The sequence below is a fragment of the Bifidobacterium sp. H6bp9 genome (genome assembly GCF_032193695.1).
GTDB classification, from domain to species: Bacteria; Actinomycetota; Actinomycetes; order Actinomycetales; family Bifidobacteriaceae; genus Bombiscardovia; species Bombiscardovia kimbladii.
Window position 1 is genome coordinate 191622 of record NZ_JASTZY010000001.1, and the last position, 26104, is coordinate 217725.

The 26104-nt window shown below is 62.0% G+C and carries 18 protein-coding genes and 1 tRNA gene; 10 read left to right on the forward strand and 9 right to left on the reverse strand.

The features are described from left to right. Window positions 1-5: 5 nt before the first annotated feature. Both QRX40_RS00755 and QRX40_RS00760 read right to left on the reverse strand, forming a co-directional pair. Window positions 6-686 carry a methionine ABC transporter permease gene (locus QRX40_RS00755; RefSeq protein WP_045924669.1) on the reverse strand — a complete coding sequence of 227 codons (681 nt, stop codon included), beginning with the start codon at window positions 684-686 and terminating at the stop codon, window positions 6-8. Further along, entirely contained in the window at window positions 683-1735 is a 1053-nt protein-coding gene (locus QRX40_RS00760; protein WP_313835652.1) for an ATP-binding cassette domain-containing protein, read from the reverse strand. The genes QRX40_RS00755 and QRX40_RS00760 overlap by 4 nt, the downstream gene beginning before the upstream one ends. A gap of 135 nt (window positions 1736-1870) precedes the next feature. Here QRX40_RS00760 and purT point away from each other — a divergent pair, with 135 nt between their 5' ends. The 6 genes from purT (at window position 1871) to purD (ending at window position 11775) form a co-directional block, all read left to right on the forward strand. Then, on the forward strand, window positions 1871-3178 hold the full coding sequence (gene purT, locus QRX40_RS00765; protein ID WP_396184079.1) for a formate-dependent phosphoribosylglycinamide formyltransferase: 1308 nt from the start codon (window positions 1871-1873) through the stop codon (window positions 3176-3178). A 77-nt stretch (window positions 3179-3255) separates the two neighbouring features. Next, window positions 3256-4008 carry a phosphoribosylaminoimidazolesuccinocarboxamide synthase gene (gene purC, locus QRX40_RS00770; protein ID WP_045924672.1) on the forward strand — a complete coding sequence of 251 codons (753 nt, stop codon included), beginning with the start codon at window positions 3256-3258 and terminating at the stop codon, window positions 4006-4008. Between the two features lie 79 nt (window positions 4009-4087). After that, entirely contained in the window at window positions 4088-7867 is a 3780-nt protein-coding gene (locus QRX40_RS00775; RefSeq protein ID WP_313835657.1) for a phosphoribosylformylglycinamidine synthase, read from the forward strand. A 17-nt stretch (window positions 7868-7884) separates the two neighbouring features. Beyond that, window positions 7885-9390: an amidophosphoribosyltransferase gene (purF, locus tag QRX40_RS00780; protein ID WP_045924674.1), complete on the forward strand. Its 1506-nt coding sequence runs from the start codon at window positions 7885-7887 to the stop codon at window positions 9388-9390. Between the two features lie 45 nt (window positions 9391-9435). Continuing rightward, window positions 9436-10488, forward strand: coding sequence for a phosphoribosylformylglycinamidine cyclo-ligase (purM, locus tag QRX40_RS00785; RefSeq protein ID WP_313835659.1), 1053 nt, complete (start codon window positions 9436-9438; stop codon window positions 10486-10488). A gap of 15 nt (window positions 10489-10503) precedes the next feature. Continuing rightward, window positions 10504-11775: a phosphoribosylamine--glycine ligase gene (purD, locus tag QRX40_RS00790; protein WP_313835660.1), complete on the forward strand. Its 1272-nt coding sequence runs from the start codon at window positions 10504-10506 to the stop codon at window positions 11773-11775. Here purD and QRX40_RS00795 read toward each other — a convergent pair. After that, window positions 11772-13949 carry a sulfatase-like hydrolase/transferase gene (locus QRX40_RS00795; protein WP_313835661.1) on the reverse strand — a complete coding sequence of 726 codons (2178 nt, stop codon included), beginning with the start codon at window positions 13947-13949 and terminating at the stop codon, window positions 11772-11774. The genes purD and QRX40_RS00795 overlap by 4 nt on opposite strands. 125 nt (window positions 13950-14074) lie before the next feature. Next, the gene (locus tag QRX40_RS00800; RefSeq protein WP_313835662.1) at window positions 14075-14995 is read right to left on the reverse strand and encodes a metal ABC transporter solute-binding protein, Zn/Mn family; all 921 of its coding nucleotides are present in this window, start codon (window positions 14993-14995) and stop codon (window positions 14075-14077) included. A 220-nt stretch (window positions 14996-15215) separates the two neighbouring features. Between QRX40_RS00800 and QRX40_RS00805 the strand changes: the two genes are divergently transcribed. Then, window positions 15216-16580: an alpha/beta hydrolase-fold protein gene (locus tag QRX40_RS00805; protein ID WP_313835664.1), complete on the forward strand. Its 1365-nt coding sequence runs from the start codon at window positions 15216-15218 to the stop codon at window positions 16578-16580. 54 nt (window positions 16581-16634) lie between these two features. Then, entirely contained in the window at window positions 16635-19244 is a 2610-nt protein-coding gene (locus tag QRX40_RS00810; RefSeq protein ID WP_313835666.1) for a DUF2156 domain-containing protein, read from the forward strand. On the opposite strand, the gene QRX40_RS00815 is transcribed toward QRX40_RS00810, so the two are convergent. The 3 genes from QRX40_RS00815 to purE form a co-directional block, all read right to left on the reverse strand. Next, window positions 19216-19659, reverse strand: a complete 444-nt coding sequence (locus QRX40_RS00815; protein ID WP_198199983.1) for a Fur family transcriptional regulator — start codon at window positions 19657-19659, stop codon at window positions 19216-19218. The two genes, QRX40_RS00810 and QRX40_RS00815, sit on opposite strands and share 29 nt — an antisense overlap. A 69-nt stretch (window positions 19660-19728) precedes the next feature. Next, window positions 19729-20895 carry a 5-(carboxyamino)imidazole ribonucleotide synthase gene (gene purK / locus QRX40_RS00820; RefSeq protein ID WP_313835667.1) on the reverse strand — a complete coding sequence of 389 codons (1167 nt, stop codon included), beginning with the start codon at window positions 20893-20895 and terminating at the stop codon, window positions 19729-19731. After that, window positions 20879-21385 (reverse strand): 5-(carboxyamino)imidazole ribonucleotide mutase, encoded by a 507-nt coding sequence (gene purE / locus QRX40_RS00825; protein ID WP_313835669.1) that lies wholly within the window; start codon window positions 21383-21385, stop codon window positions 20879-20881. Before purE ends, purK begins: the two co-directional genes overlap by 17 nt. Window positions 21386-21566: 181 nt before the next feature. Here purE and QRX40_RS00830 point away from each other — a divergent pair, with 181 nt between their 5' ends. Both QRX40_RS00830 and QRX40_RS00835 read left to right on the forward strand, forming a co-directional pair. Beyond that, window positions 21567-23447: a 1-deoxy-D-xylulose-5-phosphate synthase gene (locus QRX40_RS00830; RefSeq protein WP_313835671.1), complete on the forward strand. Its 1881-nt coding sequence runs from the start codon at window positions 21567-21569 to the stop codon at window positions 23445-23447. Between the two features lie 38 nt (window positions 23448-23485). After that, window positions 23486-23562, forward strand: a tRNA-Arg gene (locus QRX40_RS00835). A gap of 213 nt (window positions 23563-23775) precedes the next feature. On the opposite strand, the gene QRX40_RS00840 is transcribed toward QRX40_RS00835, so the two are convergent. Continuing rightward, on the reverse strand, window positions 23776-24396 hold the full coding sequence (locus tag QRX40_RS00840; RefSeq protein WP_313835672.1) for an NUDIX hydrolase: 621 nt from the start codon (window positions 24394-24396) through the stop codon (window positions 23776-23778). 21 nt (window positions 24397-24417) lie between these two features. Further along, window positions 24418-25968, reverse strand: a complete 1551-nt coding sequence (locus QRX40_RS00845; protein ID WP_313835673.1) for a hypothetical protein — start codon at window positions 25966-25968, stop codon at window positions 24418-24420. Window positions 25969-26104 lie beyond the last annotated feature (136 nt).

Below are 26104 nucleotides of genomic sequence, written 5' to 3' on the forward strand. Positions count from 1 at the left end.
GTTGCTCAGTGTTCGACGACCTCGGCCAGAAGCCGGCCGAACAGTTCGATCAGGGCGATGAAAATGACCAGCACGATGATGGTGGCGATGGTCACGTCATTCATGGACCGCTGGTAGCCCAGACGGATGGCGAAGTCGCCCAGACCTCCGCCGCCCACGATGCCCACGGTGGCGGTCTCGCCCACCAGACTGACGATGGTGATGGTGGTCACCCGGATGATGGAGGGGATGCCCTCACGCAGGTAGACATGCCAGATGATCTGCCAGGTGGTCATGCCCATGGACTCCGCCGCCTCGACATACCCAGGATCCAGACCGGCAAGGGCCGACTCGATCTGTCGGGAGAAGAAAGGCGTGATGCCCACGACCAGGGGGAAGATCGCCCCCTTGGGCCCGATGGCCGTGCCCATGAGCATCCTGGTCACCGGCACCAGGGCCGCCGCCAGGATGATGAAGGGGATGGAGCGGAAAAGGTCGATCAGCTTGTCCAGGATAGTGAAGACCAGGCCGTTGTGGCGGATGCCGTCACGTCGGCTGATGATCAGCCCCACCCCGATGACCAGGGCCAGCAGGAAGGAGATCACCCCGGAGACGCCGACCATGACCAGGGTCTGAACCATGCTGCTGAAAAACTCCGGCAGCCGGCTCATGACGTTGGGGAACCAGGCGGTAAGCAGGGACGTCATGACTTGAGAACCTCGATTCCGATGTTGCGCGAGCGCAGGTATTCCATGGACTGGCGGATGTTTTCAGCGTCGCCGCCCACTCTGACCACCAGACCGCCCAGGGGCGCATCCTCCACCACATCGATGTCGCCGAAGATGATGTTGACGTCCAGGTTGTAGCGACGGCTGATGGTGGAGACCAGGGCCTCGGAGACCTCCTTGGAGACATAGGACATGCGCATGAGGATCTGCCCGGGCTCCAGGGCCACCAGGGGCGAATCGGCGGCCATCAGATCCTTGACCTTGTCCAGGTTGGAGGTGGTGGCCACGAAGGATTTGGTCAGCTGGGCCTTGGGGTCTGCAAAGACATCGAAGACCCTGCCCTGCTCCACGATGACGCCCTGGTCGATGACCGCCACCCGGTTGCAGATCTGCCGGATGACCGACATCTCATGGGTGATCATGACCACGGTGATGCCCAGCTGGTCGTGCAGGTCGCGGAGCAGCTGAAGAATGGAGCGCGTGGTGGTCGGATCCAGTGCGCTGGTGGCCTCGTCGCTGAGCAGGATATCCGGTTCGTTGGCCAGGGCTCGGGCGATGGCCACCCGCTGCTGCTGGCCGCCGGAGAGCTCGGCGGGATAGTGGTCGGCCAGCTCGGTCAGCCCTACCAGTTCCAGAAGCTCGGACACCCGGGCCCGTCGAGATGCACGGTCGCGGCCGCTCCCCCGCAGAGGCAGGCCCACATTGTCGGCCACCGTTCTGGAGGGCATCAGGTTGAAGTGCTGGAAGATCATGCCGGTGCGACGCCTCAGGTCCCTCAGCTCGGCCGGAGCCAGATCCTTGACCTCGCGGCCGCGGACCTTGACGCTGCCCGAGTCGTAATCTTCCAGCCCGTTGATGCAGCGGACCAGCGTGGACTTGCCCGCCCCGCTCAGACCAATGATGCCAAAAATATCCCCAGTCTCGACGGTCAGATCAATGTCGGCCAGTGCCGTCTTGTCTTCGTCGTCGTCGCTGTGATAGGTCTTGGTCAGGTGCTCCATCCGCACCGCCGGTGTCCGCTCGCTCACGTTCCCGCCTTCCCTGGTCGACTGCATGACATGGTAATCGTCCCGGCGGCCAGCGGACAAGAAGGCCTCTATAGATGTCGCTTATAGGCATGTATCGATAAACCGTCTGCTTGGTCGATGGGTCGGTGGCAGAATATGGGTATGAGCGCATCCGGTCAGCAGCGGATTATCAACACCATCAATCCCGGGGAGCGACCGTACGGCTCTCCTCTGGGGCCAAGACCTACACGAGTCCTTCTCCTAGGAGCCGGCGAACTCGGCCGCGAGATAGCCATCAGTCTGATGCGGCTGGGTGCCTGGGTTGGCGCGGCGGACTCCTACCCTGGCGCACCGGCCACCCAGGTGGCCCATGCCGGCTACCAGGTGAAAATGAGCGATCCGCAGGCTTTGGAGGACCTGATCGACAAGGTCCACCCCGATTTGATCGTGCCTGAAGTGGAGGCCATTGCCACAGACCGCCTGGTCGATGCCGCGGCCCGGGGCATCCAGGTAGTGCCTGCCGCCCCCCTGGCGGCCATGTGCATGGATCGCAGGGCCCTGCGCGTCTTCGCCCACGAACAGGTAGGCCTGCCCACTACCCCCTACCGATTCGCCGACTCCCCCGAAGAGCTGGCCAGCGCGGCGGACCAGGTGGGCTACCCCTGCATGGTCAAACCTCTGATGAGCTCCTCCGGCCACGGACAGACTCTGGTGCGAAGCAGGGAGGGTTTGTCTCAAGCCTGGAATTCGGCACTGACCCAAGGCCGGGCAGCCACCAGGCACCAGGGCAAGGCCGAGGTCATCGTGGAGGCCCTGGCCCCCCTGGCCCATGAGCTGACGGTTCTGACCGTGGCCTCCTGCGCCGGCGTGGCCACCTGCACGCCCATCGGCCAGCGTCAGGAGGACGGGGACTACCGCCTCTCCTGGCAACCGGCGGATCTGAATCCTGACATCCTGCAGCAGGCCCGGAGCATGGCCACCCGGTTGGTTGAGGCCATGACCTCCCTGGCCCGCCAGAGCGGCGAGACCGGTTGGGGGATCTACGGTGTGGAGATCTTCGTCCTGCGCGACGGCTCCTTGCTCTTCAACGAGGTGGCGCCGCGCCCCCATGACACCGGCATGGTGACCATGATCTCCCAACGGCTGAGCGAGTTCGACCTTCACGCCCGGGCCATCCTGGGCATTCCCGTCCACCAGGAGGATCTGGCCCTGAGTCTGCCGGAAGGCGCATGCGCGGTCAGCCGGCCCATCCTGGTCAGGGGCCAGGGACCGGTCAGCTTCCAAGGCTTGCCGCAGGCCCTGGACCACCCAGGCACCGATCTGCGCATCTTCTCCAAGCCGGAAGTGCATGGCCTGCGCCGCATGGGCGTGGCCCTGGCCCTGGGCCCTGACCTGCAGACTGCCACCAAGCGTGCCGAAGCCGTGGTCCACGATCTGAAACCCCGGGTGGGCACGGGGATGTAACCCGGGCTTGCTATGGTGGTCGTGTCCCAAGCAGTGCAGAAGTTTCCAATTCGCAACAAACTCGAGGAAGGCGAACAGTGGAAAAGTTGGGAATGCGCTATCAAGGCAAGGCCAAGAAACTGTACGAGACGGATGACCCGGACATACTCTGGGTTGAGTACACCGACCAGGCCACCGCGGGGAACGGGGCCAAGAAGGCCAATATCGAAGGCAAGGCCAGACTGAACAACAGGATCACCACGGTGATATTCTCCCTGCTGGCCCGCCGGGGGATCCCCAGCCACTTCGTACGCAGCATCTCGGATACCGAACAACTCAACCGCCGGCTGGACATGTTCCCGCTGGAGATCGTCATGCGCAACCGGGCCGCAGGCTCCTTCGCCCAGCGGTACGGGGTTGAGGAAGGCACCGCCCTGAAGCAGCCGGTGCTGGAGTTCTTCTACAAGTCCGATCCCCTGGATGATCCGTTTATCAACCGGGACGACATCCTGGCCCTGGGACTGGCCACTGAGCAGGATCTGGACATCATCGCCGCGAAGACCCGGGAAATCAACGGGGCCCTCACCAGCATCTTCCGCGCCATCAACGTGGAGCTGGTGGACTTCAAGATCGAAATGGGCAAGACCGGATCGGGCATCATCCTTCTCGGCGACGAGATCACCCCCGACACCTGCCGGCTCTGGGCGATCGGCAACAATAATGACGGCCAGGTCACCCACTTGGACAAGGACATCTTCCGCAGGGACCTGGGCAGCATCATTCCGGCTTATCAAACCATTCTGGATGGGCTGACCGAATTGGAGGAGCGCGAAAGCCAATCGAACAGCTGAATCGGTCGACCCGGAAGCGAGCATATCGCCTCCGGGTTTTTCATTGGTCCCCAACCAGTCCATCGCGAAAGGATCCATTGTGCTCTTCCGTGTCTATACCGAGAAAAAGCGGGGCTTCGACCAGGCCGCCGACAGGCTTGCCGAACAGCTGCGCACCCTGCCGGGCGTGCAAGGGCTGACCGGCCTGCGCATGTTCAACCGCTACGATCTGGAAGGCATCGACGAAGACCTCTTCAAACGCTGCCTGCCCACGGTCTTCGCCCAGCCCCAGACCGACCTGGTGGCCACCCAATTGGAGCAGGCCCTGCGCATGAAGGGCGACGAGGACCTGCCGCCGCTGGACTCCCCCATGCTCTTCGCCGTGGCCCCCCTGCCCGGCCAGTTCGATCAGCGAGCCGACTCCGCAGCCCAGTGTGTCCAGCTGATCGGCCAGGGCGCCCGCCCCTTGGTGGCCACAGCCACCGTCTACCTGCTCCAGGGCGACCTGGATGCCGAGCAAATAGAGGCCATCCGCAATTACCTGGTCAATCCGGTCGACTCACGGGTGGTAGGGCTGGAGCAGCCCAAGACCCTGGCCATGCCTGACGACGATCCGGATCCAGTGCCCGTATTGGACGGGTTCCGCGATCTGGATGATCCTGGACTGGAAGCATTGATCGACAAGCTGGACCTGGCCATGGATCTGCCGGATGCCCGCTTCTGCCGGGATCACTACCGCCAGGAAAAGCGCGACCCGACCCTGACCGAGCTCAAGGTGATCGACACCTATTGGTCGGACCACTGCCGGCACACCACCTTCAACACCAGGCTGGAGCGGATCGAGGCGGACAACCCCCGAGTACGGACCACGCTGGAACGGTATCGGGCAATCCGAGAAGAACTGGGCCGTCAGGACCGACCTGAATGCCTGATGGACATGGCCACCATCGGAGCCAAGTACCTGCAGAAGCGCGGCATCCTGAACGACGTGGACCAGTCCGAGGAGGTCAACGCCTGCACTATCCGGACCAAGGTCGACGTGGACGGCCAGGATCAAGACTGGCTCTTCCTGTTCAAAAACGAGACCCATAACCATCCCACCGAGATCGAGCCCTTCGGTGGTGCAGCCACCTGCATCGGCGGAGCCATCCGTGATCCCCTGTCCGGAAGGGGCTACGTCTACCAGGCCATGAGGGTCAGCGGGGCAGCAGATCCCCGTCAACCGCTGGATCAGACCCTGCCCGGCAAGCTGCCCCAGAGCCGGATCGTCCGTCAGGCAGCCGATGGCTACTCCTCCTATGGCAACCAGATCGGGCTGGCCACCGGGCAGGTCCGGGAGATCTACCACCCAGGCTATGCGGCCAAGCGGATGGAAGTGGGCGCTGTGGTGGCTGCCACACCGGCCGACCATGTGATCCGCCGGCGGCCTGCACCCGGCGATCTGATCATCCTGGTGGGCGGCAGGACCGGCCGCGACGGAATCGGCGGCGCCACCGGGGCTTCCAAGTCCCAGAATGAAGAAAGTCTGGAACGTTGCGGAGCCGAGGTGCAGAAGGGCGATGCCCCTGAGGAGCGCAAGCTCCAGCGCCTCTTCCGCCGTCAGGAGGCGGCCAGGCTGATTGAGCGCTGCAATGACTTCGGAGCCGGCGGCGTTGCCGTGGCTGTGGGCGAACTGGCGGACGGGCTGAACGTGGACCTGGACCGGGTGCCGCTCAAGTACCAGGGGCTGGACGGTACCGAAATCGCCATTTCCGAGAGCCAGGAGCGCATGGCCGTGGCCCTGGCTGCCGAAGACGCGCCCGCCTTCATCGAGTACGCCCAGCAGGAGGACCTCGAGGCCACCGTCATCGCCGAGGTCACCGAAGAACCCCGGCTGCGGATGACCTGGCGATCAGAGACCATCGTGGACATCCCCCGATCCTTCCTGGCTTCCAACGGCGCCCCTCATAAGGCCGATGCCCAGGTGGCGGTCCCTGCTCCCTACCATGCCCCCTTCGAGGTCCAAGGCAACCTGGACGCGCGCATGAAGGCCCTGCTTGCAGATATCAACGTCTGCTCCCAGCAGGGTCTGGCCGAACAGTTCGACTCCACCATCGGCGCAGGCACTGTCCTCATGCCCTTCGGCGGAGCCCGACAACTGACACCGGCCCAGGCCATGGTGGCCAAGCTGCCCGTGGATGGGCACACTACCACCGCCTCGGCCATGGCCTGGGGATTCAACCCCTGGATCAGCAGCCAGGACCCGTACACCGGCGCCTACCTGGCCGTGGTCGAGAGCCTGGCCAAGCTGGTGGCCAGCGGCTTCAGCCGTTCCCGGGCCCATCTGAGCCTGCAGGAGTACTATCCCAAGCCCGGCGGCGACCCCCGGCGATGGGGCCTGCCAGTGGCCGGCGTCCTTGGCGCCCTCCAGGCCCAACTGGACCTGGCGGTGGGGGCCATAGGCGGCAAGGACTCCATGTCCGGCAGCTTCGAGGACCTGGATGTGCCGCCCACACTGATCAGCTTTGCTGTGGCCCTGGGGCAGGCCAAGGATGCAGTCTCCCCCGAATTCAAGGCGGCTGACCGTCATGTCTATCTCTTGGCGCCCGAATACCAAGAGGACGGTTTGCTGCCCGATCCGGAGAGCCTGCGGACCGTCATGGACCAGGTGGAATCGATGATCAGCCAGGGCCTGGTGGATGCTGCAGCCACTCCGGGCTACGGATGCATGGCGCAGTCCCTGATGGAAATGTGCATAGGCAACAAAATCGGGCTGGATCTGGCATCAGACACTGCTATATCTGCGTTCTTCCGCCCCGCCTATGGAAGCTTCATCCTGGAGACCTCGGGTCCGGAGCCCCAGTTCATTCAGAATTCCGGCCTGCATTTGCGCCTCCTTGGACACACTCGCGAGGATTATCGTCTGCGCTGCGGCGGCGAGGATCTGGACCTGGCTGAGCTTGAGGAAATCCGTGCCAGGGGATTGGAAGGCATCTTCCCGTACCGGGGCCAAGGCGACCAGGTGCCGACCATCGGCCGCACCGACCGTGAGCCCGGCAGGCCAGCGGCGCGCAGAACCAGGGGGACTGCCAAGACCGCACGCCCCAGGGTGGTCATGCCTGTCTTCCCCGGCACCAACTGCGAGTTCGACTCTGCACGGGCCTTCCAGGACGCTGGAGCCCAGGTGGATACCGTGGTCATCCGCAACCTGAATGCCGAGGACGTGACCGAAAGCTCCAGCCGCCTGGCCCGGGCCATCCGCAGCAGCCAGATACTGATGCTGCCCGGAGGCTTCTCCGGCGGCGATGAGCCAGACGGTTCGGCCAAACTGGTGGCATCCTTCCTGCGTTCCAACCAGGTAGCCGACGCCCTCCAGGAGCTTTTGCAGGACCGGGACGGGCTGGTTCTGGGCGTTTGCAACGGCTTCCAGGCGCTGATCAAGCTGGGCCTGGTTCCCTATGGCAAAATCGTCACCGGCTCGCCCGAGGATCCCACCCTGGCCGTCAACACCATCGGTCGCCATCAGAGCCGTCTGGTCCACACCCGGATCAGCTCCACACGCTCCCCCTGGCTGAGCGCCTGCCGGGTGGGCGACATCCACACCATGCCCATCAGCCACGGGGAAGGACGGTTCGTGTCCGAGCCCGGCCTCCTGCGCACCCTGATCGACCAAGGACAGGTGGCAGCCCAGTATGTAGATGAGCAGGGCCGTCCCTCCATGGATCCGCTGGTCAACCCCAATGGATCCGACATGGCCGTCGAGGCCATCACCAGCCCGGACGGCCGGGTGCTGGGCAAGATGGGCCACACGGAGCGCAGCGGCCCCGACCTGTATCTCAACGTGCCCGGAAACCGCACGCAGCCGCTCTTCCAGTCGGGAGTGGACTACTTTGCCGCCTAGGGGAAAGGACATAGACCATGTCGTTGGAGCTTGAAGGCATCCACGAGGAGTGCGGGATTTTCGGTGTCTGGGGGCACCCCGACGCTGCCCGGCTGACCTACTTCGGCCTGCATGCCCTGCAGCACCGCGGCCAGGAGGGCGCCGGCATCGTTTCCAACGACCAGGGGCACCTGATAGGACGGCGGGGCCTGGGCCTGCTGACTCAGGTCTTCCCGGACGAGTCCAGCCTGGCACCGCTGACCGGTGACCGGGCCATCGGCCACGTTCGTTACGCCACAACCGGCTCAGGGTCCATCGAGAACATCCAGCCCTTCGTCTTCCGCTTCCATGACGGGGACATAGCCCTGGCTCACAACGGCAACCTGACCAACTGCAACAGCCTCAAGGCGCAGCTGGAGGATCAGGGGGCCATCTTCCACTCCAACTCCGACACCGAGGTGCTCATGCACCTGATTCGGCGCAGCCCTGAAAAGGACTTCATGGCGGCGCTCAAACAGGCCCTGCGCCAGGTCCATGGCGGCTTCGCCTACCTGCTCATGACCGAGGACGCCATGATCGGCGCCATGGATCCCAACGGCTTCCGCCCCCTCTCCCTGGGCCAATTGCCGGGAGGGGCCTATGTCCTGGCCTCTGAGACCTGCGCCTTGGACCTGGTCGGCGCCAGGCTGGTGCGGGACATCGGTCCCGGCGAAATCGTCCGGGTGGACGACTCGGGCTACAGCATCGAGAGCTATACCGATCAGACCTGCCTGTCCATCTGCTCCATGGAGTTCATCTACTTCGCCAGGCCCGACTCCAATATTTATGGGGTCAACGTCCACTCGGCCCGCAAGAGAATGGGCGCGAGGCTGGCCCGTGAGGCCCCGGTGGACGCCGACATGGTCATCGGGGTGCCCAACTCCTCCCTGTCCGCCGCTTCAGGCTATGCCGAGGCGGCCGGGCTGCCCAACGAGATGGGGCTGATCAAGAACCAGTATGTGGCCCGCACTTTCATCCAGCCCAGCCAGGCCATGCGCGAGCAGGGCGTCAGAATGAAACTGGCCGCTGTGCGCGGCGTTGTAGCCGGCAAACGAGTGGTGGTTATCGACGATTCCATCGTCCGAGGCACCACCTCGCGCAGAATCGTCCGCCTGCTCCGGGAGGCTGGGGCCAGCGAGGTGCACATGCGCATCGCCTCCCCTCCCCTGCGCTACCCCTGCTACTACGGCATCGACATCCAACGGACCTCCGAACTGATTGCCGCCAAGAAGTCCGTGGAGCAGATCAGAGAAGCCATCGAGGCCGATTCCCTGGCCTACCTGAGTCTTGACGGTCTGGTGGATTCCATCGGCCTGGGTCGTGATGCACCCTACCAGGGACTCTGCGTGGCCTACTTTAACGGAGACTACCCAACGCGGCTTGACGACTACGAGCAGGGCTTCCTGGCCTCGCTGACCCCAGAGGACCGGGCCCGGCTGGAAGCCTCCAAGGGATCCTACGGGCTTGACATGCCTGCGGGGTCGGGGCAGAAGACAGACCAATGAGCACTAGCGAAGAGCAGAACAGACAGCGCAGAGAAAGGGGCAGCCATGCCGAAGGCATATGAGCAGGCTGGGGTATCGGTGGAGGCCGGATACGAATTGATCGACAGGATCCGCTCCCACACGGCCAGGACCCGCAGGCCGGGCGCCGGCGACATCGGCGGCTTCGGCGGCGACTTCGATCTGTCTGCGCTCAATTACCGCCACCCAGTCCTGGTCTCGGGCACTGACGGCGTGGGCACCAAGCTGATGGTGGCCCGGGAAGCCGGCCGCCATGACACCATCGGCCAGGACTGCGTGGCCATGTGCGTCAATGACATCATCGCCCAGGGGGCCGAGCCGCTGATCTTCCTGGACTACATCGCCTGCGGACACAATGACCCGGCTCTGCTGGAGCAGGTGGTCAAGGGTGTGGCCGACGGCTGCGTCCAGGCCGGGGCCGCCCTGGTAGGCGGCGAGACCGCTGAGATGCCCGACATGTACCAGCCCGACGAGTACGACCTGGCCGGATTCACCGTGGGTGTGGTCGAGCGTGAGTCCCTGGTGGACGGTTCGGCCATCAGAGAAGGCGACCAGCTGATCGGCCTGCCCTCCTCGGGCGTCCACTCCAATGGCTTCTCGCTGATCCGACAGGTCCTGCTGGACCAGGGGGGCATGAAGCTGGAGGATCGGCCCTACCAGCTTGGCGGACGGACCCTGGGAGAGGAACTCTTGACCCCCACCCGCATCTATGTCAAGGCCCTGCGCCCGCTCTTCGCCTCCGGCCTGCTCAGGGGCGCCGCCCACATCACCGGCGGCGGCTTCGTGGAAAAAGTGCCCAGGATCCTGCCCGAAGGACTGGCTGCCAGCTTCAATCTGGATGCCTGGCGGGTGCCGCCCATCTTTACGATGATCGAAGCAATGGGCAAGGTCGACCATCTGGAGATGTACAACATCTTCAACATGGGTATTGGGATGGTTCTGGTCGTTTCCCCTGATCAACTGGACCAGGCCCGCGCAGTCCTGGATGAGGAGCAGGAGCCCTACGCCCTGATCGGACGGGTGACGGGTGCTCAAAACGGCCAGCAGGTCATCCTCAATGAAAACGATCGTCAGCAATAGCGAGAGGAGCCCATCATGGCGGACAAGGTAGTGGTCATAGGATCGGGAGCCAGGGAGCACGTCATCGCCACCACCCTGCTGTCTGGGCCAGGAGTGGATCATGTCTGGTGCGCCCCGGGCAACCCCGGCATGGAGCCTGACGGCATCAGCCTGCTGCAATTGGATTCCTCGGAACCTGCAAAGCTGATCGCTGCAATACGCGAGCTGGGGATCGACTGGGTCTTCGTCGGACCCGAGGCCCCTTTGACGGCTGGATTGGTCGACGACCTGCAGGCTGCCGGCATCCCCGCCTTTGGTCCTACCAAGGCTGCGGCCCGCATCGAGGGATCCAAGGGCTTTGCCAAGGACCTGATGCGCAGGCATGGAATTCCGACCGCCGACTATGCGGTCTTCCATGACCTCGAGACAGCCAAGTCCTATGTGCGCTCGCACGGCGCACCCGTAGTCATCAAGGCTGACGGGCTGGCTGCAGGCAAGGGCGTGACGGTCGCCGTCGACCTTGACCAGGCCATGCAGGCCCTGGATGCCATCTTCATCGATCATAAGTTCGGGCAGGCCGGAGCCCGGGTGGTCATCGAGGATCGGCTGGCGGGTCAGGAGTGCTCGCTCATGTGCTTCGTCCGGGGCGAGCAGTTCTGGCCCATGCCCCTGTCCCAGGACCACAAGCCCGCCTATGACGGGGATCGGGGTCCCAACACCGGCGGCATGGGGGCCTACTCCCCTCTGCCACAGTTCGGCCCGGAACTGACCCAAAAGGCCCTGGATACCATCGTTGCACCCACCGTCCGTGCCCTGGTTCAGGAAGGCAGCCCCTTCACCGGAGTCCTGTACACAGGATTGATGGTCACCGACCAAGGCCCCCAGGTCATCGAATTCAATGCGCGACTGGGGGACCCGGAGACCGAGGTGGTGCTGCCTGCGCTGACCAGCGACTTGGGCACGGCCATCCGCACGCTGATGGAGGGCGAAGAGCCGCAGTTCACCTGGGACGACTCCCACAGCCGCTTGGGGGTGGTTCTGGCAGCCCAGGGCTATCCCGGCAATCCCAAGACCGGGGTGCCCGTGCCGCTGATCGCCCCAGAGCAGGATCTCAGAGCCTACTACGCCGGAGTGTCCGGCTCGGCTTCCACTGGTCTGACGTCCTCCTCAGGAAGGACAGCCCTGGTCGTGGCCCAAGGCGACGACCTGGACCAGGCCGCCCGGCGAGTCTATGACCGGCTGGACGGATTGTCGATGCCCGGACTCTTCTATCGACACGACATCGGCCACCGCGGACTGGAAGCCTAGTTGGCCGAACTGGTCGAGCTCTCCCGGTCCTTGTCCCGGTTCTGCTCTTCCTGGCGGACTTGCTCCTTGGCCTGCTCTTTGGCCTGGCGCTTCTTTTCAGCCTTCTGTCGGGCAGCATCGGAACGGCGGGTAGGCGTGGTGTTGAAGCCAGTCCCCTGCAGGTAGTGCTTGCCGGCCATGATGTCGTACTGAATCAGCTTGTAGTCGTTCAGGAGCTGTCGAGTGGCTTTGTCGAAGTCTCGGGCATTCATGGGCTGGCCCTGGGCATTCAGATAGTTGGTCTGCCCTGCCGGTATTCTGTTCCAGTCCTGGATCTGGTTGGCCACCGGAGGCTCGATGGCGCTGATCTTGTCGTGTAGCTCGGTCAGGAAGGCCGTAAAGGGCGAGACCTTGGCATCCATGTGCTCGGCCGCCTGGGCTTGGAAGAAGTTTGGCGAGGAATAGGCACTGTTGCTTACCTGCGTTCCCGAAGCATCCGAGGCCTTGTTTGACCAGATGAAGTAGTCGGTCAGATGCAGGGCCAGGGAGTTGCGCTCGTCCCAGCTTGCCGTGCCGTAGATGCCGGGCAGATGATCCCCATAGAAGACCACGGTGACCGGCTTGCTCTGGGAGTCAAGGCTGTTCAGGAAATCGGCAGTGGCCTGATCGCTCAGGCTGACCCCCTTGGCGTAGGTGCGTATGGACTGCATCTCATCGTCGCCCAGGGGCCTGTTGGGGTCGGATGAACTGACCGAGAAGCCGTTGTTGTCATACCAGTCGTTGTAGGGCATGTGATTCTGCATGGTGATGACCTCGACGAACTGGTTGCCCCTGTCGTCGCCCATCTGCTCCAAGGCGGAGTCGTAGGCGGAGCGATCCCCCACATACTGACTGCGGTCGATGCGGTCCTGGTGGGCTATCTGGTCAGGACCGGTCAGCGAGTAGAAATGCGAGAAGCCGAACTTCTTGTAGTTCTCGGCCCTGGAATACATGGAGGACTCGTAGGGGTGGAAGGCCAGGGACCTGGATGGCGTCCCCCATGCCTGATTGACCGTGGGTATCCAGTTCAGGTGAGGGATGACCTGCTGATAGGGGGAGGTCAGCGAGGGATCGAAGTTGGCCATGGACAGGCCGGTCATGGCCTGGAACTCCAGATTGGCCGTTCCCCCGCCATAGCCGGAGGAGAGCATGAGCCCGCTGGTGGTGCCCTCCTTGATGGATCTGATATGAGGCATGGGGTCCTGGTTGAGCGCGACGCCCGGCACCCGTGTGGGATCCGAGAACGACTCAGAGAGGATGTAGACCAGGCTCGACTCATTCATATAGGCCTTGCGGTCATGGTTGATGCGGTCCGCCGAAAGCTGATAGCGATGGGCCAGAGACTGCATGGTGGCACGACTGTATCCTGCGGGCTGGTCCATGACCTTGGGCCGCAGCTGCCGGGAGAAGGACACGAAGACCCCGTTGCGCTGGGCGTCATAGACCGAGTCCCACATGGAGGGTTTGTCGCCCATGAACTGCGAGAAACGATAGGCGGGACTGCCGTAGGTGCCCACAGTGGACATGAACACCGCCACCACCAGAACCGGAACAAGAACACCTGCTGTACGGAGTCCCGCACCCAAAGGCTTGTTGCCAGTGGCCACCGGACGGCCGCGACGGGCATCCATCCGCGTCACCACCCAGCAAAGCGCGCCGAGGACGATCAGGGCCACGACGCCTAGCCCGATCATGATCAGGGACCGGGCCGGCAGGAAGGAGACCAGGTTGGCCGCATCAGCATGGAGGAAATCCAGGTCCGAGGGCAGGACGGCCTCATACCGTGCACGCACCTTGAAGCGTTCGATAACCGCTATGACCGCGCAGATGGCCAGGATCAGCCCTGATGCCGCCCAGAAGCGGTTGGTCAGGTAGGTCAGGGCCAGGTAGACCAGGGCCACAGCCAGCATGTTGAGCACCAGGACGAACCGACGCTGGGTCCACATGGCCGAGATGAAGCCCCAGAATCCGATCAGCGGGTTGGACAGCTCGACGCGGGAGCTGTTCAGGGAGACCCCCCACTGCAGGATGCCCACTGACAGGAAGTCAATCAGGATGAAGGTAAGCAGGTAGACCCACCCGCGTACTTGAAGACGTCCGGTCATGTTCTGCATCCAGGATCTCCACCGGCCGGGCTGATGCTTACGATCGTTCACCGCATACTCCTGACTTTGGCGATTGGGCCCGCTGGGCCTTTACCGATACCTGTGCCATTGTTCCCATCAAGGACGACAAGCCCCACGAAAACATCCCTTGGCGAACATGAAGCGCAAGTGGGCTCTCAGGCCTTGGCGCCCGGCACCTGCTGGACCAAGGCGCTGATCCAATCCTCCAGGTTCCGGTACTTATCGGGGCGCTGCTCGCTGACCTCGAACACCGGCACATGGGCCTTGCGAGCCTCAGCAGCCAGCTCCTTGGAGGTTCGATTGACTTCTTGGGTGTTGAGGACCAGCATGTCCAAGCGTCCGGATGCCAGCAAATGACGGAAGGCCACAAGGTCCTCAGGCGAGGGCTCGCTCTCGTTGGCGGCCGCCCGCAGGTACCCCTCTGGGGTCAGATCCTCCATGCCCAGATCATGGCAAAGGTAGTAGGCAGCCGATTCCGTGGCCGCGTAGTGCCGTCCCTGGGTGTGCTTGCGCGCATCGGCAATAAGATCGTCCAGCCGGGCCTGCCGACCCTGCCAGTCCTGGTAGGCCTTGTCGAAGCCAGCCGCTCGGTCTGGACGCAACTGCCTGTAGGCCTCATGCACGGCCTTGGCAGCTGCTCTCCTGCCCTGGGAGGAAAACCAGAGATGGGGGTTGTCGCCGGTCTTGCGCCCTGATGCCTTGGATACGTCCACCAGCCTGGCCTGCCCGGTTTCCGCGGCCTTGGCAGCCCAGTCGTCGATGCCGGCCCCGTTGACGATGACCAGATCTGCACGACTGATCCGGGCGATGTCCGCCGTCGTCGGCTCATAGTCGTGGGCATCAGTCGAGGTGTTGCTCAGAATGGTGTCCACCCGGGCCTGGTCGCCGCCCAGGTCCACGGCCAGGGACTGCCATTGGTTGATGCTGGCAACCACCTTCAGGGGGCCGGATCCTGTGGGCGACGAGGATGATTCGCTCTTGCCGCAACCTGTCAGACAGGTCAGCAGGGTCAGTACGGCCAGGAGGGCGGCGACCAAGGTACGGGTCCGGCGGAGGCGTGGGCTGCTGGCATGCATGAATGGGTGGTTCCTTCCTGGCGACGGCACGGGACGGACCTGTCGCCAGGCTCGCCGACCGTTACTGAGATTGATTATCAATAAATCTACCATAGACGAACCCATGACCGGAATCTGAAGATGCGGTCCTGGCGAGAATGAATGACTGCTCAAATGGCAGCCGTGTGACCGGACACTCCCTATACTGAACTGCGGATGTATTTTGGTTGGAAGGAATGGCATGGGTGCATGGCTGGCAAAGGTCCATCTGACCCAGGGGTGGCTGCCTGCGTCAATATTTTCGCTGACGGCCCTGGCCCTGATCGTGCTGGCGCTGACCGGACTGACGCATGGACGCTGGCGGACCCTGCTGCGCCAAGCGGCCATTGCCCTAGGCATAGGAGGCCTAGGGCTGTTGGCCACCTGGCTGGTCTCCGACGTCTTCATGCTCTTCGGCGTCTCCCTGGGCTGGATGGTCATCATCAGCGTGGCCTTGGGATTCCTGGCAGCGGGGTTTGCCGTCTGCATCCTGATCACTGCCCGGGGCTGGCGCCGCGTCCTTGCCGCCCTGACCGTCCTGCTCTGCCTGCTTTCCACCGGGCTTCGAGTGGATATCATCTACGGGGAGTTCACCACTCTGGGGTCCCTGTTCAGCGTCTCCCTCTACCCCGACTACAAAGACCATAAGACAGCCAGACCGGCCATGAGCGTGACACAATGGCGATCCTTGGCCTCACGGGGCGAACTGCCCTCGCATCCCAGCGTCGGCCGCTCCTACAGCATGCGCATCCCCAACAGCCGCTCCCGATTCGCAGCACGGCCAGCTGATATCTACCTGCCGCCTGCCGCCTTGAGCGACAAACCGCCCGCGCTTCCTGTGTTCGTGCTTCTGGCCGGCCAGCCCGGAAGCCCCGACCGGCTCTTCACCGCCGGAGCCATTCCGGCCATGATGGATGCCTACGCCTCCCAGCACGACGGCCTGGCACCAGTGGTGGTCTCCCCCGACCAGAACGGTGCATCCTCTCACAACAGCCTGTGCGTGGACTCCCCGGTCTACGGGAAGGCTGAAACCTACCTGAGCAGTGACGTTCCCGCCTGGATCCGCGCTGAACTGCCCGTCGCCAGCCAGCCCCAGCAATGGGCCATCGGCGGATTCTCCCAGGGCGGGACCTGCTCCACCCAGCTTGGGGCACGGCATCCAGACGTCTATGGAAGCATGCTACCGGCTGATGGGGAGCTGGAACCGACCCAGGGTCGGCAGGAACAGATGATCCGCGACTACTTCGGCGGCGACCAAAAGCGCTTCCTGGCCCAGGTTCCGGCCAGGGCCATGCTGGAGCGGGCGCCATCCCGCCAGCTTCTGTTCACCGCAGCCGGGTCCAACGATAAAGAGTCACAGCACAATATGATGGTCATCGCCAAGGCCGCCAACCAGGCGGGCATGAAGGTGCGGGCCGTCATCACCCAGGGATCGGGCCATGACTGGCATACAGTCAAGACGGCTTGGAAACCCGGGCTGGAGTGGGTGGGCGAATCCATGGGACTAGGACCCATGTCCCGACCAGTTGAAGATTTCCCGAACATTATCGAAACACACCTCGGCTGAACCGCTGACAGATCAGAGCGTCCAAACCGATAAGCAGAAAGAGCCGCCGCAATCATGGAGACAACAAATAAAGGATCCGGGCTGATGGAGCCTTCGGCCAAGACCGTGCTTCTGCGGGACCTGACCAGATGGGTCAGACGTCACGCTCTTGCACTGGCTTTCAGCCTTGCGCTGGTCCTGCTCAACCTGATCACCTGGCTGCTGATCTGGCTGCTGCGCATCCCCGGCAGGACACGGCTGGGCATGCCGCTGTCAGACCTGATCATTCACCAGGTTCCGCATCCGGTCCACGGCCAGGGCCGCCCCTCGCTTCTGGTCCAGTTCGCACGGCTGCTGGTATCCTTGATCATCACCCCTGGCCCCCTGCAACTGATCATAGATGTGGCCCTGGTGCTGGTCATGCTGTGCATCGCCGAGACCCGACTGGGCCGCAGACGCACCGTCCTTGCGGCGGTCATCAGCGCCATAGGCGGCGCGGCTGTCGGGCTGATCATCTGCACCCTGATCAATGCACTCCAGGACCATTGGGCCTGGTTCATCCGAGTGCCCATGACGCTCAGCCCCATCATCCTGGTGGTCGGATCCCTGATGGCCTCCATCCCCTTCAGCGACTTCCTCTGGCGACGCAGGATCGCCACCATAGGCTACACGGCCTTGATACTGATGGTGCTGTATACCGGCAACCCCGGCTACTATTGCGCCCTGGCTGCAGCGCTGATCGGCCACTTGACCGGCCACCTCTGGCACGGACCGGTCCAGGACGCCAATCCGCATGGCCACAGCGGCTCCTATGAGACCCGCCACCTGCTGGGGGCCATTTCCACGGTTCTGGCTCTCGGCCCCCTGGTCACCGTCTCCTCCAGGATCCGCGCAGGATTCTTCACCCCGCTGGGCATGTTCCTGGGTTCGGACCCTGGCGGCAGCGCTGCCCTGTCCCGCTGCCTGGCCGAGAACAACCAGGCCAGCTGCTACGCCCAGTACGGTCTGGTCGCCGGCCGAGCACCCACCGGCATCTCGTCCCTGATCATGCCCACCCTGGTACTGCTGGTGGTGGCCTGGGGCATCTATCATGGCCGCCGGGTTGCCGCTGTCACCGGTCTGGTCCTCAACACCCTGACCATCATCCTGGCCATACTCTATTTCCTGGTCTTCCCCCTGACCATCGGAGACGGCCTGCCACGGGTCATCCACCACGGCGCCCTGCCCTCCCTGCTGATCATCACCCTGCCGCCGCTGATTCTCAACTGGTTCCTGGCACGCAACCTGCGCATCTTCCTGGTACGGACCAAGGCCTCGCGCTTGCAGGTGGGCTGGGCAGCCATCGTCCTGGCCTTCCTGGCCACAGCCATGGGCTATCTGGCCTTCACTGCCGCAAGCCCCGGGTCCTTCCACCCCTGGCCCACCACCGGCAGGGCCCTCTCCCAGCTGCCCGAACTCTACCTGCCCAATGGGGTGGCCTCGCGCTTCCGCCCAGCCCTGGTCCCACGCACGCCCACCGGGATGATCGTCAGCCATGGGGTGGGGCTGATCTTCTGGCTGGCGGTCCTAGTAGTTCTGCTCTCCTGGATGCGCAGCTCGGTCATCCAGAACGGCAGCGAGCGCCAGGAGGCCGATCGTCTGGTCGAGTATGGGGGCGAGAGCATGTCCTTCATGACCACCTGGGAGGGCAACAGCTACTGGTTCTCTCCCAGCGGCCGCTCAGCCATTGCCTACCGGCTCCTGCACGGCATAGCCCTGACCACCACTGGACCATTCGGCGACCCTGACGAGTATGCGGATGATCTGGACGGATTCGCACGCTTCTGCAGTGCCCACTCCTGGTCACCGGTCTTCTACAGCGTCCACAAGCCCCAACGCGATCTGCTCGCCTCCCGCGGCTGGTCCACCCTGACAGTTGGCTCGGAGATGGTGGTCACCCCCAGTCTTTGGCAGACCAAGGGCAAGAAGTGGCAGGACATTCGCACAGCCATCAACAAGGCCAAGCGCGACAAGATCACGGACGTGCTGACCACATTCAACGATGCCTCCTGGGATGTCCAATCGCAGATCGTGGATATCTCCGAGCAGTGGGCCGAACTCAAGGCCCTGCCCGAGATGAAGTTCACCCTGGGCGGCCTGGATGAGCTGAGGGACCCGCGCATGGCCATCCTCTACGCCGTAGACGACCAGGGCAAGGTGCTGGCCGTGACCAGCTGGATGCCCACCTACCGCCAGGGCCAGGTAATTGGATGGACCCTGGACTTCATGCGGCACAGGACCGACAGTCCCAACGGGATCATGGAGTTCCTGATAGCACGGATGGCCGAACGGCTGCGCGACCAGGGCACGGCGGAATTCATGAGCCTATCGGCCGCTCCCCTGGCCGGCATGGACAGCAGCGAAGACGATGACGATGGTCAGGGCGAAGATCGGACCGCCTTCCTGCAGCACGCTCTTCACCTGGTGGCCGACCTGATGGAGCCGGCCTATGGCTTCCGCTCGCTCTTCTTCTTTAAGAAGAAGTTCCAGCCCAGCGAGCACCCAGTCTATATCTGCTATCCCGACCCGGCTCAGCTGGCCCAGATCGGACTGGCTGTAGTCCAGGCCTACCTGCCCAATCTCAAGGCTTCTCAGGCCTGGGATGCCATCAGGACCATCATGCCCAAGGGCCGGGAGGATCACTGACGTCTGCCTGACCGGAGCGGTCTCGACAGCTGCTGCACAGGCCGTAGACCTCCAAGGTGTGCGAGGAGACCGTAAAGCCATGTTCAGAAGCCACGGCCTTCAGCCAGCCATCGTCCGGCGGGCTGATCTCCACGGTCCTGCCGCAGCGTTCACAGACCAGATGATGGTGGTGCCTACGCTGGGCCAAGCAGACCCGGTAGAGGCGGATGCCTCCGTGCTCAATGCAGTCCAGGCTGCCGGACATATGCAGGGAAGCCAGCTGCCGATAGACCGTGGCCAGGCCGATTCGCTGGCCCGAATCGCCAAGGAGCCTGTGCAGCTCCTTGGCTGAGACAAAGTCATTCTGGGCCTGAAGAACCTTCCAGATGGCGTTCTTCTGCCGCGTCCGGCGGCCGACGGATGAGCCAGCGTTCATGATTAGACACACTCCTTGGGCTCCACCAAGCCTACATCCGGATTGCCGGGACAGATGTGAGGATTCGGTTCAGTCCAGGTCGGACCAGCAGCCTGTGGCCTCCAGATCCCGGGCAGTACGCTCAGGATCATCGGTCAGCACCGTCAGATGCCCCATCTTGCGGTCGGTGCGCACTTCGGCCTTGCCGTAATCATGCAGGAACCATTCGGGATGTTCACCCAGCAGCCTCCTGACCGGAGCCACATGCTGACCCAGAACGTTGACCATGACCGCGGGACTGAGCAGGCGAGGCTTAGGCAGTGGCCAACCGGCGATGCCCCGGACATGGGCATCGAACTGGTCCATGGAGCAGGCCTCGATAGTGTAGTGACCGGAATTATGGGGGCGCGGGGCCAACTCGTTGACCACCAGACCGCCATCGGGCATGACAAAGAGCTCAAGGGCCAAAGTCCCGGCCAGCTTGAAGCCGTCAGCCAGAGTCAGGGCCATGTCACGCGCCCGGTCGGCCATCTCAGGCTCGACCTTTGCCGGAGCCAGAGTCATGTGCAGGATGTTGTGACGGTGTTCGTTGCGCACCATGGGGAAGGTGACATAGTCCTTCCCGTTGCCTGAGACCAAAATGGAGGCCTCAAAGGCGAAGTCCACGAACCCCTCCAGCACGGAGGGCGGGAAGTCCCGACCCTTCATACGCGCCTGCAAGGCCTGCAGATCCTCCTTCGTGCGCAGGACCGCCTGGCCATGACCATCATAGCCGCCGGTTCGTGTCTTGAGCACAGCGGGCATTCCCAGCTCCTTCAGGGCTGCGTCAAGCTGATCAAGACTGTCAACCTGCCTCCAAGGGGCGGTATCGATGCCATGGCGGTTGATAAAGGTCTTCTCGTGAACGCGGTCCTGGGTGACCCTGAGCAGGTCGGTCCCCTGGGGGATGGCCACACGATCCCTCACCTGGTCCAGTGCGTCGGCATCCACATTTTCGAATTCGTAGGTGAGCACATCGCTGCGTTCGGCAAGCCGCTTGAGGGCCTCGAGGTCGCCATAGTCGGCCGTCTCCTGAAAATCGGCCACCTGGGCCGCGGGAGCATCGGGCGTGGGATCCAGCACACCGATGCGGAATCCGTGGTAGCGGGCACTCAGAGCCATCATCCGTCCCAGCTGGCCGCCGCCGACGATCCCGATGACGGATCCCGGCTCCAGGTGATCGATTCTTCCCTTGGTCTCCTCAGACAAGCTTGGCATTGGAAGCCTCCACGGATCGGGCCAGCCCGGCACGGTAGTCATCCAGGGCCTGAGCCAGCCTCGGATCATTGATGGAGAGAATCGAAGCCGCCAGCAGGCCGGCGTTGGTAGCCCCGGACGCCCCAATAGCCGTAGTCGCTACAGGAATGCCGGCAGGCATCTGCACGATGGACAGGAGTGAATCAACCCCGCTCAATGCATGGGACTTCACTGGCACTCCGATGACCGGCAGCGTGGTCTGGGCCGCCACCATCCCAGGCAGATGGGCTGCTCCCCCGGCCCCGGCGATGATGACCCCTATGCCCTGGCTCCGGGCCTGATGCGCGAACTCCGCCATGCGCCCAGGTGTGCGATGGGCGGAGATGACCTCCTTGGTGTAGACGATAGCGAACCGGTCCAGCATCCGACAGGCTTCCTTCATCGTCTCCCAGTCGCTCGATGATCCCATGATCACTGCGACGCGTGCCCCTTCATGTGTATTGTCAGCCATCGGCCCTCCAATGTTCATGCATATCCGATACTACGCAAGGCCGGGGAGAAGCCGGCCAATCGTGACGGTCCTATGGATGTAAGGGCCGGGCCTGGTGAACATCGGGCTTACAGCGGTTCCAAACCGCCGCCCCAGACCTAGAATCATTGGATTGCACGACAGCAAAACAGACAGGAGGGTTATGGGCAAGCTTCTGGACAGCATCGACTCCCCAAAGGATCTGAAGGTTCTCTCCTTGGAAGAGCTGAATCGACTGGCCGACGAGATCCGTCAGCTGCTGATCAGCTTCTGTCGACGTCACGGCGGCCACCTGGGTTCCAACCTGGCCACCATCGAGCCCATCATCGCCCTGCACTACGTCTTCGATATGCCTCATGATCATCTGATCTTTGACGTCTCCCATCAGGCCTACACACACAAGATCCTGACCGGCCGGCGCCGGTTCTACACGGACCCTGAGTCTCAGAAGGATCTTTCCGGATTCACCTCGCCCAAGGAGAGCCCCTACGACGACTTCATGCTGGGGCACACCGGCACCTCCATCGGCCTGGCCTGCGGAATGGCCGCCCAGCGGGATGCGACCGGAGGCAAGGCCAACATCATCGCCTTGATCGGGGACGGCTCCCTGAGCAGCGGGCCAGCCTTCGAGGGGCTGGACTGGGCTGCTGAGCAGGGCGGCAACCTGATCATTGTGGTCAATGACAACGAAATGTCCATCGCCGAGAACCACGGGGGGCTATACAAGAGCCTGGCGGCCCTGCGTGCCAGCGGGGGACGCAGCTCAGACAATCCCTTCCGCGCCCTTGGACTGGACTACCGCTACGTGGAGGAGGGCAACCGAATCGAGGATCTGATCGAGGCCTTCCGCCAGGTCAAAGACACTGATCATCCGGTGGTGGTTCATATCCATACCCGCAAGGGCCTGGGACTGGGCCAGGGCAGCCGAGGACAGATAGGATCGACTTCGATGGCCCAGAGCGATGGGCAAGCTTATATGACTTCCCTGCCGGATTTGCCCGCCGAGGGTCCGGTGGAGGCGAACCACTGGCAGGACGGCTTGGACTCCCTTAACCGTCTGCCCAACTCACGAAAGACCTACGGAAGAATGGCCATGCAGGCCCTGGAGGCCAGGTTCTCGCAAGAGCCGGGTCTGACGGTCATCTCCCCCGCTACACCGCTGTCCAACGGCATCGATCCCGACTTCCGTCAGCGGGCCGGTAATCACTACCGAGACGTGGGTATCGCCGAATCTCATGCGATAGCCTATGCCGCGGGCATCGCCAAGGCTGGAGGCACGCCTGTAGTCGCCACCTCAGCCACCTTCTTCCAGAGGGCCTACGACCAGATCGAGCAAGAGATGGCCTTGAACGGCAGTGCGGTGACCCTGCTGGTCTTTTCCACTGGCGTTGCCAAAACCGATGCCACACACTCAGGCACGGCCGACATGGTCATGATGCGAGGCATCCCCGGACTGACCTGCCTGGCTCCGACCAGCGGGACTGAGTTCTTGGACATGCTGGCCTGGGCCACTGGCCCGGCCCGGCAGCCGGTGGTCATCAGGGTGCCCGGCGAGCGCACGCTGGCGACAGAACGCGCAGGTAAGCCGATAGCGCCGGTAAAATCCGATTCCACGACCGCAGGCCAGCCATGGGACCGTTACCGTATCCTGCAGCAAGGCAGGACAGTGGCCCTGCTAGCTCTCGGCGATGCCCTGCCCCTGGGTCGTGACCTGGCTGATTCCTTGAAGGCATCCCTGGGGCTGAAACCCACACTGGTGGATCCGCATCGCTATGACCGCTTGGACGAGCAGACCCTGGATGCCCTGGCCAGCACCCACTCCCTGGTGGCCACCCTCGAGGATGGTCAGCTGGATGGCGGCTGGGGACAGGCGGTGGCTGCCTACTACGGACCGAGTCGGGTTCGCACCCTGGCCTTCGGAGCGGCTAAGGAGTTCAAGGACCGAGTTCCCCAGGCCGCCCTGCTGGAAAGGTATGGCATGACCGTTCCTGCAATGACCCGTGCCATATCGGATGCCCTTGCCGACCAGGCTTCATGGATCTGACCCGCCGGTGGACCCAGGCGGGTACAATGAAAGGGTTTGGCCCCGTAGCTCAGCTGGATAGAGCAACTGACTTCTAATCTGTAGGTCGAGAGTTCGAATCTCTCCGGGGTCACCAATAGTGTTTCCTGCTCCTTCACTAGAAGCGGGGAATCGGCTTGTGTTCACGTCTTCTACAATGATGAGCAGCCGAAACAACAAGTAAGACAATTTGCGGTAGTTGACGACTACGGACACTGGTCTGTTCTTTGTCGGCAATTTGCTATATCAAGCGTGCAAGCAGTCCGGACTTTGCACGGCAGACCGCAATTACACAAATCACACTACGAACTCACTGCCTGTGCTTATTAATCTCTCGTATTGAGAATGCGGCTATGGTAGGCCCATCAATCAGTCGTCCATCACGAATCATATTGGCTATATCAGCTGACCGCAGCCATTGGAGATCCTCTAGTTCCCAATCACGTCCCTGATTGACGCTATCGAGTACAGGAAAAGATGAAACGTCATCAAGCCGTATTTCCATCACCCGTACGTCGTCTTGAAGCACCCCGGCATCGGCATGAAGCCTGTGCAACTGACGGACGGCGTCAGGCTGAGCCTGCAATCCGGTCTCTTCATACAGTTCACGAATGGCTGTGGTCTGGGGATTCTCGCCTTGCTCCCCCATTCCTCGCGGAAATTCCCACAGCCAGTCTTCTACAGCAACCCGCCAGTGGCGCGCTATCAGATAGAAGTCCTCTCCCCCTCGTTCAATGACCGTCACGCAAATCACGCCTGGTTGACCCTGCTTGACAGACGCTACGTGCAAGGTCATGCCTGCACCCGTGTCCCTCACCTTGACATCTACAGCAGTCACGGTAAAATCGGCTCCCCCGGCTTCCTCAAAAATTTTTCTGCGTCTTATTTCCTGCAAAGGACCCCTAGACCTCAGCCCATCAGCGTTTTTCACAGTCACCTTCCTGGTCGATGATTACCGTTGAGCGAATACCATAGTTTGTACTGCCGTATGCTGGTCGTGCATCCACTCCATCATCGTCAGCAACTCGGGAAATACTTCAATGAACCAAGCTCCGGCCAATATTACGATAATGGATATTGAACTTGAAAAAATGATCTTGTCACAAAAAACGGATATGGATGCGATGATCAGGGTCGCAATAAACTGTTTAATAATTTTTAAGTTGTCCTGCTTTCGGTCAAGCTGCGATGCAGACTTCTGCACACAATAGGCAATGTTGCGAATATGCCGCTGCTGGTCAGAGTCCGGGGCGTTCGGTCGACAATTACGCCACTGTTTTATGGCGTTTCTTGACTGATAACAGAACTGTACAAAACAGTTGGAAGGCATCTGCCCCAACAATTCTGTGACCTTGCCCGACAGCATCAATGAGCGCCCACCTGTCCGGCCAGCATAGCGCTCATACGAATTCGGTTTGCTTTGTACAGCCATAAGGCAGCAGCCCAGGTAATCCGCCATTGCTAAGCGGTAGACGAACTGATACCAATCCACCAGCGTTTGCTGATCGCATTCCATGATCCTATTGCAATCAGTCGTACCTAAGGGCAAAGTAGAATGTCTTATGAGCGCAAAGGCCTTGGACCGTCTCGGCTCATGACTTATTTTGTCCAAAACATCCCAAAATGCCGTCTTTGCTGCCTCGTCCGCCTTGGATGCGGAACACCAAGAACGCAGGCAATCGGCGTTTTCACTGACAACAGGAAGAAAGGCATCATTGAAGCTGCGGACGATGCCAGAATTGGACTCAGTTTGAGAACCTTGTTGCTCATACCTAATGAGACCCTTCCGTTCAGCATCTATCCATTCCTGCCAGCGCTGAGCCAGCAATTGACAGGTACCATCAGATCGGTCTTGCTGGCAGTATGCAGCGTACAAGTATGCGATTTCTTGAGCTATAGACCAATGATCACCTGCATGCTCATTCAATCCAGCTCTGGCCCGTGAAGCAAATCGTTGACTTTCTTCAGTAGTGACGGTCTCCTGTAAAACTTGATACTCCAACGGACGCAGTGTACCTATATCCGGCAGGGTAACCGTCTCTTCTTCAGCCGAATGTTGATGCTGACTATCAGGCGGCACTGTAGTGAACCGCAGCAGGCACTGCTCCAAGGTCGGTTGCCTGCCTGATACGGTGAGGAAGGACTCCTCATAACCATTCTGCCCCAGAAGATCAAGAACAACATCAGGACCAAATGCCAGAAAATAGATACCATCGAAGATTTCCGCATCAGTGACAAGAACATGGGGGCTATAGAGGAATGCCGTTCTGAGAATGCCGGCGAATCGTTCAAGAAACTCCGGATACTGCTGAATAGTTCTCTCGCAGATGCTCACGCCGTCAGGACCATCTGACCAGAACTTCGAATTCACCTCTGGAATGCGCTCTTGATCGCACTTTTGACTGCTGTTACATTGATGCCTGACCTGATTCCAATCATTCAGCTGTTCCTCTGAATCGAAATTGGTCAGCATGATGGCATATGGACATACGCTCTGACTCATGTCTATATGCTAGACCTCGTGTTTGCCTGCTCGTTCAGCAGGTTCCCCCTTAAAGCCAGTAAAAGCAACTGAGCCATCAAAGAAAATGCCAAAAAGACCGATTGCTGGTCATTGAGACTCAGAATACTCGATAGCG

Coding starts and splice junctions, on each gene's coding strand:
- QRX40_RS00755 (WP_045924669.1), bottom strand. CDS start 686: ATGACGTCCCTGCTTACCGCCTGGTTCCCCAACGTCATGAGCCGGCTG.
- purT (WP_396184079.1), top strand. CDS start 1,871: ATGGGTATGAGCGCATCCGGTCAGCAGCGGATTATCAACACCATCAAT.
- purF (WP_045924674.1), top strand. CDS start 7,885: ATGTCGTTGGAGCTTGAAGGCATCCACGAGGAGTGCGGGATTTTCGGT.
- purM (WP_313835659.1), top strand. CDS start 9,436: ATGCCGAAGGCATATGAGCAGGCTGGGGTATCGGTGGAGGCCGGATAC.
- purD (WP_313835660.1), top strand. CDS start 10,504: ATGGCGGACAAGGTAGTGGTCATAGGATCGGGAGCCAGGGAGCACGTC.
- QRX40_RS00800 (WP_313835662.1), bottom strand. CDS start 14,995: ATGCATGCCAGCAGCCCACGCCTCCGCCGGACCCGTACCTTGGTCGCC.
- QRX40_RS00805 (WP_313835664.1), top strand. CDS start 15,216: ATGGGTGCATGGCTGGCAAAGGTCCATCTGACCCAGGGGTGGCTGCCT.
- QRX40_RS00810 (WP_313835666.1), top strand. CDS start 16,635: ATGGAGACAACAAATAAAGGATCCGGGCTGATGGAGCCTTCGGCCAAG.
- QRX40_RS00815 (WP_198199983.1), bottom strand. CDS start 19,659: ATGAACGCTGGCTCATCCGTCGGCCGCCGGACGCGGCAGAAGAACGCC.
- purK (WP_313835667.1), bottom strand. CDS start 20,895: ATGCCAAGCTTGTCTGAGGAGACCAAGGGAAGAATCGATCACCTGGAG.
- purE (WP_313835669.1), bottom strand. CDS start 21,385: ATGGCTGACAATACACATGAAGGGGCACGCGTCGCAGTGATCATGGGA.
- QRX40_RS00830 (WP_313835671.1), top strand. CDS start 21,567: ATGGGCAAGCTTCTGGACAGCATCGACTCCCCAAAGGATCTGAAGGTT.
- QRX40_RS00845 (WP_313835673.1), bottom strand. CDS start 25,968: ATGAGTCAGAGCGTATGTCCATATGCCATCATGCTGACCAATTTCGAT.